General features: G+C 72.6%; 7 protein-coding genes and 1 pseudogene. 4 read left to right on the top strand and 4 right to left on the bottom strand.

Translation table 11 applies throughout. The annotated features are described in order from the left end of the window. The first annotated feature begins 20 nt into the window (after positions 1-20). From PV341_RS40730 to PV341_RS40720, 3 genes are all read left to right on the top strand, one after another. Positions 21-2,750, top strand: a complete 2,730-nt coding sequence (locus PV341_RS40730) for a glycoside hydrolase family 38 N-terminal domain-containing protein (protein WP_500323630.1) — start codon at positions 21-23, stop codon at positions 2,748-2,750. Between the two features lie 89 nt (positions 2,751-2,839). Then, positions 2,840-5,833, top strand: coding sequence for a glycoside hydrolase family 2 TIM barrel-domain containing protein (locus tag PV341_RS40725; RefSeq protein WP_500360460.1), 2,994 nt, complete (start codon positions 2,840-2,842; stop codon positions 5,831-5,833). Positions 5,834-5,884: 51 nt separating this feature from the next. Continuing rightward, complete coding sequence (locus tag PV341_RS40720; protein ID WP_500360458.1) at positions 5,885-6,280, top strand: YciI family protein; 396 nt, start codon at positions 5,885-5,887, stop codon at positions 6,278-6,280. Positions 6,281-6,299: 19 nt separating this feature from the next. Here the strand turns inward: PV341_RS40720 and PV341_RS40715 are convergent, their stop codons facing one another. Further along, complete coding sequence (locus PV341_RS40715; protein ID WP_500323626.1) at positions 6,300-7,142, bottom strand: aminoglycoside phosphotransferase family protein; 843 nt, start codon at positions 7,140-7,142, stop codon at positions 6,300-6,302. A gap of 200 nt (positions 7,143-7,342) precedes the next feature. Here PV341_RS40715 and PV341_RS40710 point away from each other — a divergent pair, with 200 nt between their 5' ends. Beyond that, entirely contained in the window at positions 7,343-7,927 is a 585-nt protein-coding gene (locus PV341_RS40710) for a hypothetical protein (protein WP_500323625.1), read from the top strand. Between the two features lie 13 nt (positions 7,928-7,940). Here the strand turns inward: PV341_RS40710 and PV341_RS40705 are convergent, their stop codons facing one another. The 3 genes and pseudogenes from PV341_RS40705 to PV341_RS40695 all read right to left on the bottom strand — a co-directional run bounded on the left by PV341_RS40705 (position 7,941) and on the right by PV341_RS40695 (position 9,437). Further along, positions 7,941-8,720: an NAD-dependent epimerase/dehydratase family protein gene (locus PV341_RS40705; RefSeq protein WP_500360456.1), complete on the bottom strand. Its 780-nt coding sequence runs from the start codon at positions 8,718-8,720 to the stop codon at positions 7,941-7,943. Positions 8,721-8,788: 68 nt separating this feature from the next. Further along, a pseudogene (locus tag PV341_RS40700) lies at positions 8,789-8,980 on the bottom strand (NAD-dependent epimerase/dehydratase family protein); the annotation flags it as partial. A 13-nt stretch (positions 8,981-8,993) separates the two neighbouring features. Beyond that, complete coding sequence (locus tag PV341_RS40695) at positions 8,994-9,437, bottom strand: MerR family transcriptional regulator (RefSeq protein WP_500323623.1); 444 nt, start codon at positions 9,435-9,437, stop codon at positions 8,994-8,996. Positions 9,438-9,705 lie beyond the last annotated feature (268 nt).

Genomic DNA, 9,705 nt, shown 5'->3' with positions numbered 1-9,705 from the left:
GCACAGAAGGTCCCGTTGCCATGCCCCGATCCGCCGTCTTCGTGCCCCACTTCCACTGGGACCGGGAATGGTACGAGCCCTTCCAGGTGTTCCGGCACCGGCTCGTCACCGCCCTGGACACCGTGCTGGAGACGGCCGAGACGAACCCGGACTTCCGCTTCACCGTCGACGGGCAGATGGCCGCGGTCGAGGACTACCTGGAGATGCGGCCGGAGAACCGCGGGCGCGTCACGGCCCTGGTCGCCGAGGGCCGGCTCGCCATCGGGCCGTGGCTGATCCTGCTCGACGAGTTCCTCTGCTCGGGCGAGACCATCGTCCGCAACCTGCAGATGGGGTGGGCGGCCGCGGCGGAGCTGGGCGGCTCCATGCCCATCGGCTACCTCCCGGACATGTTCGGCCACGTCGCCCAGATGCCGCAGATCCTGGCGCGCGCCGGGATCGAGCACGCGGCGCTGTGGCGCGGGGTGCCCGGCTCCGTCGACGGCCACGCCTTCCGCTGGCGCGCCCCCGACGGCTCGGAGGTGCGCACCGAGTTCCTCTTCGACGGTTACGACAACGGCCTCGACGTCCTGCTGGTGCCCGATCAGATCGGTCGCGCGCTGGGCGAGTACGCGGAGATGACGGCCGGACGGTGGGGCGACGACCCGGTGCTCGCGATGGCCGGCACCGACCACAACGCACCGGACCCGCGCCTCGCGGAGTGGCTGCGGCAGGCCTCGGGCGAGGGGCGCACCATCACCATCGCCACGCTCGACGAGTACGTACGCAAGCACGTGCGCGACGAGGTCCCGGCCGTCGTCACCGGTGAACTGCGCAGCCACGTACGCGGCAACATCCTCCCGGGCGTGCTCTCGGTGCGGCGCGGGCTCAAGCACCGGATGGCCGTCGCCGAACGCACCGTCGACCACGCCGAGCGCCTGAACGCGCTGTGGTCCGGGCGTGACGACACGCCGTTCCTCTCGCTCGCGTGGCACAAGATCATCGAGTCGAGCGCCCACGACTCGGTCGTCGGCTCCGGCACGGACGAGACCGCCGACCAGGTCGAGGCGCGGCTCGCCGAGGCCGCGCACGCCGCGCGCGCCGTACGGGACGCGGCGCTGGCCGGACCCGCCGCCCGCGTGCCGAGCGACGGCCACCTGGTCGCCAACCCGCTGACGGTCCCGCGCACGACGCTGGTCGAGGTCGACGTCGTGGCCCCGCCCGAGGGGACCGTCCTCGTCGCGACCGCGGCCGACGGCTCGGAGCACCCCGTACAGCTGGTCGCGCAGGCGCCGACCGTGCTCAGCGACGAGCGCATGGACGCCTCGCAGCTCGAGCGGGTGCTGCGTCGCATCCACCGCCGCGAGCTGTTCGGCCGCCAGATCGACCACTACGAACTCACCGCGGGTTCGCTCGTCTTCCACCTCGCCGAGGTGCCCTCCAGCGGTCCGTTCGACCTGCTGATCCTGCGCCGCGAGGTCGCCGCCGCTGCCGCCGCGCACCCGGGCAAGTGGCGGGTGCTGACGCTGGAGGAGGCGCGGGCCACCGCGCTGGTTCCGGTCGCCGTCCCCGCCTCCGGGCTCGCGAGCTTCACGGTCGCGCCCGCCGGGCAGGCGCCCGCACCGGGGACCGCCTTCGTGCCGGCGACGGCGACGGCCGGGTCGCTGTCGAACGGGCTGGCCGAGGTCGTGATCGCCGCCGACGGCACCCTGGAGGTGACCGGGGCGGACGGAACCGTGCTGCGCGGGGTCGGCCGTCTCGTCGACGGCGGTGACCGCGGCGACAGCTACAACTACGGCCCGCCGGCCCACGACCTGCTCGTCTCGGAGCCGACGGAGGTCGCCGTCGAACTCCTGGAGAACGGCCCGCTGCGGTCGCGGGTGCGCATCACCCGCGTGTACCCGTGGCCCGCCGCGCTCTCGCCCGACCGCGACGTACGCGGCGACCGGACCGTGCCGACGCCGGTGGAGACCCTGGTGGAGCTGCGCGCGGGCGAGCCCTTCGTGCGCGTCACCACGTCGTTCCTGAACCAGGCCGCCGACCACCGGCTGCGCTTCCACGTCCCGCTCCCCCGGCCGGCGGCCGGCTCGGCGTCGGCCGGGCAGTTCGCCGTCACCGAGCGCGGGCTGACCGCCGAGGGCGGCTGGGGCGAGTACCCGATCCCGACCTTCCCCGCGAGCAGCTTCGTGTCGGCCGGCGCGGCCACGGTGCTGCTCGACCACGCCACCGAGTACGAACTCACCGCCGGGGGCGCCGAACTCGCCGTGACCCTCCTGCGCGCGATCGGCTCGATCAGCGTCAACATCCATCCGCTCCGCGACGAACCGGCGGCGAGCGAGATCCCCGCGCCGGGGGCGCAGGACCTCGGGGTGCGCATCGAGAACCGTTTCGCCGTCCTGCCGTCGGCGACCGGCTGGCAGGCCGCGGACGCGGTCGCCCTCGCCGAGGAGTTCCGCAACGACGTGCTGGTCACCCGCGGTACGGCGCCCGCCGGTGGGCAGTTGCCCCCCGACACGGCCGGCGTGCGGGTCGACGGCACGGACGTCTTCGTCTCCAGCGTCCGCCGTGTCACCGGCGACGAGCTCGGTGCCGGCACCGAGGTGCGGCTGGTGGCGATGAGCGACACGGGCTCCACCGCCCGCGTCACCGGTGCGTTCGGCCGGGTGACCACGGTCGACCTGCTCGGCCGGCCGCTGGCCACCGCACCCGCGGAGGGCGCACTCGAACTCGCCCTCGGCCCGTGGGAGATCCGGACGATCGTGCTCAGGTAGCCGCGGTCGCGGTCGCGGCCGTGACCCCGACCGCGGCCGTGACCGCACACCGGATCCCCCTTTCGCTACCAAGAAAGAGTTGTGACCTCTTGCCCTCCGAGCTCTCCGCGTATGTTTCGGACACCACACCAGGGCGTGGCGCGCTGCGTCCGGCGCGCTCGTGGCTGCACTCCGACGCCCCCTCCCGCTCGCTCAACGGGCACTGGCGGTTCCGTCTGTCGCCCACGGCGACGGCGGCGGACGACTTCGCGGCCGAAGGCTTCGACGACGGCGGCTGGGACGACATCCCGGTGCCCTCCCACTGGGTGCTCCAGGGGGACGGGGCCTACGGCCGGCCCATCTACACCAACATCCAGTTCCCCTTCCCCATCGACCCGCCCCACGTACCGGACGAGAACCCGACCGGCGACTACCGCCGCCACTTCGACCTGCCCGCCGACTGGTCGCGGGCCGAGCGGGTCGTGCTGCGCTTCGACGGCGTGGAGTCGCTCTTCAAGGTGTGGGTGAACGGCGACGAGGTCGGCAGTGCCTCGGGCAGCCGGCTGGCCCACGAGTTCGACGTGACCGCGTCCGTGCGCCCGGGCGACAACGTCGTCGCCGTGCGCGTGCACCAGTGGTCGGCGGCGAGCTACCTCGAGGACCAGGACCAGTGGTGGCTGCCGGGCATCTTCCGCGACGTCACCCTGATCGCTCGGCCTGTCGGGGGGATCGAGGACGTCTGGTTGCGCACCGGGTTCGAGCGGGGGCGCGGCCGGATCGACCCGGAGGTCACCGCGGAGGCGGCGGCGTTCCCGGTCACCCTCCGCATCCCCGAGCTCGGCGTCGAGCGGGTCTGGGGCTCCGCGGCCGAGGTGACCGCGTTCGAGGTCGACGGCGTGGAACCCTGGTCGGCCGAGGTACCGCGGCGGTACGAGGTCACGGTGGCCTCGGCGGCGGAGACCGTCACGGTGCGGACGGGCTTCCGCACGGTCGAGATCCGCGGCGACCGGTTCCTGGTCAACGGCCGCCGCGTCGTCTTCCACGGGATGAACCGCCACGAGACCCACCCCGAGCGCGGCCGTGTCTTCGACGAGGAGCACGCGCGCGAGGACCTGGCCCTGATGAAGCGGTTCAACGTCAACGCGATCCGCACCAGCCACTACCCGCCGCATCCGCGGCTGCTCGACCTCGCCGACGAACTCGGGTTCTGGGTCGTCCTCGAGTGCGACCTGGAGACGCACGGCTTCGACAAGGTCGGCTGGGCCGGCAACCCCAGCGACGACCCGGCGTGGCGGGAGGCGTACCTGGACCGGATCCGGCGCACCGTCGAACGGGACAAGAACCACCCCAGCATCGTGCTCTGGTCGCTCGGCAACGAGGCGGGCACCGGTGCCAACCTCGCCGCGATGTCGGCCTGGGTGCACGCCCGCGACGCGGGACGCCCCGTGCACTACGAGGGCGACCACACCGGCGCGTACACGGACGTCTACTCGCGCATGTACGCCTCGGTGCCGGAGACCGAGCAGATCGGGACCGACGGCTCGCGCACCCCGCTGCAGGACTGCACCCCCTCGCAGGGCGCACGGCAGCGCACCAAGCCGTTCCTGCTGTGCGAGTACGCCCACGCGATGGGCAACGGGCCGGGCGCCCTCGACCAGTACGAGGCGCTGGTGCACCGGCATCCGCGCCTGCACGGCGGCTTCGTGTGGGAATGGCGCGACCACGGCATCCTGACGACGGCCCCGGACGGCACGCCCTACTACGCCTACGGCGGCGACTTCGGGGAGGTCGTGCACGACGGCAACTTCGTGATGGACGGGATGGTGCTCAGCGACGACGTCCCGACCCCCGGCCTCCACGAGTTCAAGGCGGTGGTGCAGCCGGTCCGCTTCACCTTCGACGCGGGCGACGACGACGGCGGCGGCGTGGTGACGATCACCAATCTGCGGCACTCGGCCGACACCGCCGACCTGCGCTTCCGCTGGCGCGTCGAGCACGACGGGACGCCCGTGGACGCCGGTGACCTGGACGTGCCCGTCGTCGTGGCGGGCGGGTCGGCGCGCGTGCCGCTGCCGCGGATCGCGGTGTCGCGGGACGCGGAGACCTGGCTCACCCTGGACGCGGTCCTGGCGGCCGGCACCGCGTGGGCGAGCGAGGGCCATGTGGTCGCGACCGCCCAGCTGGACCGCTCGGCGCGACGTGCCGTGCCCGCCGTCCGGCTTCCGGCCGACTGGCGGCGGAGCGAGGGGACGCTGACGCTCGGCATCGCCGAGTTCGCCGGCGGGGACCTGGTACGGCTCGCCGGCCGCGCCGTGGCGGGCCCGCGGCTGGAACTGTTCCGTGCCCCGACCGACAACGACGAGGGCACCTCGGGGGTGGCCGAGGAGAGCGACGCCCACGTCCCCGGGGTCTCCAACGCCGAGTTGTGGCGTGGCGACGGCCTGGACCGGCTGACCACGCGGGTGCTGTCGGTGGAGACCGCCCCGGACGCGCTGCGGACCGTCGCCAAGGTGTCCGCGGCGAACACCGCGTCGTCGGTGACGGTGGAGACCGTCTGGTCCCTGCAGGGGGACGAGCTCGAACTGCGTGTGGAGATCGAGCCGTCGGGCGGCTGGGCGACGGTGTGGCCGCGCATCGGCGTCCGTTTCGACCTGCCCGACGGCGGCGCCCCCGTCGACGGCGCCGAGTGGTTCGGCATGGGCCCGCACGAGTCCTACCCGGACAGCCTCCGCGCGGCGCGCACCGGCCGCTTCTCCGCCGGCCTCGACGAACTCTCCGTCGCCTACGCGCGCCCCCAGGAGACCGGGCACCGCTCCCGCCTGCGACGGCTGGAACTGACCAGTGGCGGCGCCGGAGTGCTCCGCTTGGTGACCGTCCCGGACGCACAGGGGCGCCTCCCGGGTTTCACGCTCAGCCGCCACACACCGCAGCAGATCGCCCGGGCGGCGCACCCGTTCGAGCTCCCTGAGTCGGCGACCAGCCACCTGTTCGTCGACGCGGCCCAGCACGGCCTCGGCTCCCGGGCCTGCGGGCCCGACGTGTGGCCCGAGTTCGCGCTGCGCCCGCAGTCCCGGACGATCAGGCTCCGCATCACGGCGGGCTGAGGTTCCCCTGGCAGAAGGCCGCGACGAGCGGCCTTCTGCCAGGGTGGTGGCATGAAGTACCTGGTGCTGATGTACGCCGACCCCGCGGCGACCGAGGCGATGACCGCCGAGGAACGCGCCGAGGTGTTCCGCCGGCACGACGAGCTGCACAAGGATCTCGCGGGCACCGGCGAGCTGCTGAACGGGGCCGGACTCGCCTACCCCAGGGACACCACGACGATCCGGCTGCGCGGCGACGGCCCGACGACGGCGGACGGACCGCTCACGGAGGCGAGGGAGCAGGTCACCGCCTACTACGTGGTCGACTGCACGAGCCCGGAGCGCGCGCGGGAGATCGCCCGACGCGTCGTCGACTTCCACGTCGTGGCGGTCGAGGTGCGCCCCGTCCACGACTCGTTCGGCATGGACGCGAGCCGACCGGACGGCACCCCGGCGCGGCAGGCGTGAGGGCCCCTCCGTCCCGGGTTCAGCCCGGTTCGCAGCGGTCGAGTGCGGCACGAACCTGGTGGAGCCCCTCCACCCTCCAGTGGTCCCGGTCAGGCATTTGGTCGTCTCGGCGCCAGCGCCAGGCCGAGAACATCGCCCAGTTCAGGGCGCGGCACCGGTGAATCAGGTCGTGGTCGGCCCCCGCATAGTGCTTTCCCACTTCATCGGGCGCATGGGCGAGATCGAACTCGACCGGCCCACGGCAGCACGTGGCGAGGTCCACGAAGAGCGGCCCCCTCTTCGTGTTGAGGAGGTTGCCCGGATGCGGCTCGCCGTGCAGCAGCTGCTCGCCGGCCCTGCCGATGCCGACCGCCGCGCTCAGCCCGGCCAGTGTGCCGCGGAGGAATTCCCGGTCGGCATCCGACAGCTCGGGGGATCGCTCCCGGTCGCCGACTTCTCCCAGTGCCGCAGCGATTCGATCGGTGACATGCGGTGCGTCCAGGTCGATCCGGCGCAGTGCGGCATGGTGCCGCAGGAACGCGTCCGCGTAGTCGGCCGGAGCGATCCGCGGTCCCACGGGTTCGTAGTACGTCCAGAGCGAGATGGCGAAGGCATCACGCACATGGACCCGGGGGTCGACCCGAGGGTCGAGCCCGGCCACGGGAGCGTCGACGTCGGCGAGGCGGCGGGCAACCTCCACTTCGAACTCGGAATCAGCCAGATGGCCAGAAGGGGCGACCCGGGCCAGAACATCGCAAGGGGCCAGGCGCAGCGCAACGCGGTCCGAGTTGTGGATGACGACCACGTCGTCGGCCTGAAGGCCCAGCTCCGATGCGGTGGCACGTCCTGCCTCAACTGCGCCACGGAGTTCCCGTGGCTCCATATCGTCCTCCCTCATCGCTGATTGCACGTACACGCCTCGGGGCGACAGCTGTGGATCCTTCTCCAGCTCGGCGCGCCGCGGCAACATCATTCGGGCCGCTGCGGCACCACGCGACGGAGGGTGACGGGTGAGAGCCGGTCCGTCACCCTCGCTCGTGGGCCGAATGGGCAATATGACCCATTTGGGTGAATAATGGACTAATGGATGTAATTTTTGAACCGTCGGTGTACCCGCCGCTCGCCCTCGGCTTCTTCGGCCTGGCGACCGGCTATCTGATCTGGGGGTCCCAGGAACTGTTCGGCTGGCCCAAGCGGGACGAGCGGGTCGACCGGGCGATGGGCGTCTGGGGCATCTGGCTCCCGGGCCTCTGCCAGCTCATGGCGGGCGTCATCCTCTTCGTGGGGCTCACCTGGTTCGAGGTGTTCAAGGAGCCGCCGCTCTACATGGCCGCCCTGGCCTTCACCGCGTACGGCATCCACTGGTTCGCGCTCGGCTGGGACCGCTACCGCGGCAACGACGCACGCGTCAACGCCGGGGTCGGCGTGGCCTACATGGTCCTGTCGGCGCTCGGCGCGACGGTGTTCTTCGCGGTCGACGACTGGCCCGTCGGGCTGGTCTTCATCGGGCTCTTCGCCGTCTACCTCAGCAAGTTCGTCATGTCGGTCGGCGTGCCCGTCGCCGAACGCGTGATGGGGCTGTTCCGGCTGCTGACCGCCGCCTGGCTGCTGTACCTGACCTTCGCCGTGGTGGTCGACTTCACCCTCGGGTACCACTGGCCGACCTGACCCGTACGGGGTGTCAGGCGTCGACCAGTCCCAGCCGGAACAGGCTCCCGGCGGTGTCGAGGACGGTCGTCTCCACGGACCGGGGTTCCCAGCCCAGCACCGCGCGCGCCTTGTCGGTGCGGAGCACCGGCACCTTGCCCAGCCGACCCGCCGCCTCCCGCAGCGCCGGGTCGGTGCGCGCGCCCTCCCGCACCTCCTCGGGGGTGAGTTCCCTGGCCGGCGCCTTCGCGGCGCGCTCGCCAAGCCCCTCCGCCAGGATCCGGGCCATCGCGTACAAGCTCGTCGCGGTGCCGGTGCCGATGAGGAAGCGCTCGCCCGCGGCGGCCGGTTCCGTCATCGCCCGCAGGTGGGCCTGCGCCACGTCACGCACGTCGGCCACGTCGACGTACTGCGGCGGGACCACCGGCAGGGCCCCCTCCAGCATCGCCTTGACGAGCCCCACCGAGGCGGACAGGTGCCGGTCCAGCACCGGGCCGAAGATCCCGGGCGGATTGATCACGGCCAGTTCGAGCCCGCCTCCCTCGGCGGCCGTGAAGTCCCATGCGGCGCGCTCGGCGACCGCCTTGGACTTGACGTAGGGGGGCAGGTCGTCCCCGGGGTCGGTCCAGTCGCTCTCGTCGTAGGCTCCGCCACCCGTACGGCTGTAGCCGACGGCGGCGAAGGACGAGGTCATCACCACGCGCCGGACGCCGTGGTCACGCGCCGCCCGCAGCACGCGCAGTGCTCCGTCCCGGGCCGGGACGATGACCTCGTCCTCGTGGCGGGGCTGCCGGGCCGGGAAGGGCGACGCCACGTGCAGGACGTGTCGCAGCCCTTCACCGCCTCCGCCCAGCCCTCGTCCGCACCCAGGTCGGCCACGACGATCTCCAGCCGTCCGGGGTCGGCGCCCGCCCGGGCCGCCGTCGCGCGGACGCCCTCCGCGCGGTCCGGCGACCGGACGGTGGTGCGCACCCGGTGGCCGGCGCGCAGTAGCGCGTCGAGAACGTGCGAGCCGAGGTAGCCGCTGCCGCCCGTCACGAGGACGGGTCCGGAGCCGGGGTTCAGGTCGTACATGGTGTTCTCTTCCCTATCTCAGATCGGGCACCGTGCGCGTGAGTTCGTCCACGGCACGCTGCTCCGCGTCGTCGTCGCCCCGCTCCCGCGCGTCCCACAGGTCGGTCTTGAGCTGCAGGTACCGCAGGCGGACCCGCATCCGCTCGACCTCCTCGACCACCCGGTCGGCGTTGCGCCGGAACAGGTCGCGCAGTTGCACGGCCCGGTCGGCGTCCGCCTCCCCGTCGAGGTGACGGAGGTAGGCATGCATGTCGCGCACGCTCATCCCGGTCGCCTGGAGGCAGCTCAGGGCCTCGATCCTCTCCACCGCGGAAGCGCCGTAGCGGCGGTGGCCGCTGCTCTCGTGGCGGGGGACCGGGCCGATGAGGCCGATCTTCTCGTAGTAGCGCAGTGTCGGCTCGGAGAGGCCGCTGCGTCGCGACACCTCCTGGATCGACACCGGCGGGGCGTCTGTCATTGCCACGTCCTCAGTCTTCGGAACCTCAAGCGCTTGAGGTCAAGCGTGGGGTGCGGACGTGGCCGAGGTCACTTCGCCAGGCCCCGGCGCGTCGCCTGCCGCGGGCTCCGGGACGTCTCCGGGGGACCTCACCCCCGAGGGGAACTTAGTGTAGCCTTACCTAAGCTTCAGACAGGGCGCGCTGGTCGCCGTCGGCTGGCTCGCGGTGCTGGCCGTCGTGTACGTCGGACTCTCCTTCAGCTTCCGCTTCGGCGCCCGCGCCGGCGAA

The sequence above is a fragment of the Streptomyces sp. PA03-1a genome, from assembly GCF_033792805.1.
In the GTDB taxonomy this organism is placed as follows: domain Bacteria; phylum Actinomycetota; class Actinomycetes; order Streptomycetales; family Streptomycetaceae; genus Actinacidiphila.
Note: the sequence above shows the minus strand (reverse complement) of the source record. Positions and strands in the feature narration are given on the sequence as shown.

Coding starts and splice junctions, on each gene's coding strand:
- PV341_RS40715 (WP_500323626.1), bottom strand. CDS start 7,142: ATGGAGCCACGGGAACTCCGTGGCGCAGTTGAGGCAGGACGTGCCACC.
- PV341_RS40730 (WP_500323630.1), top strand. CDS start 21: ATGCCCCGATCCGCCGTCTTCGTGCCCCACTTCCACTGGGACCGGGAA.
- PV341_RS40695 (WP_500323623.1), bottom strand. CDS start 9,437: ATGACAGACGCCCCGCCGGTGTCGATCCAGGAGGTGTCGCGACGCAGC.
- PV341_RS40720 (WP_500360458.1), top strand. CDS start 5,885: ATGAAGTACCTGGTGCTGATGTACGCCGACCCCGCGGCGACCGAGGCG.
- PV341_RS40710 (WP_500323625.1), top strand. CDS start 7,343: ATGGATGTAATTTTTGAACCGTCGGTGTACCCGCCGCTCGCCCTCGGC.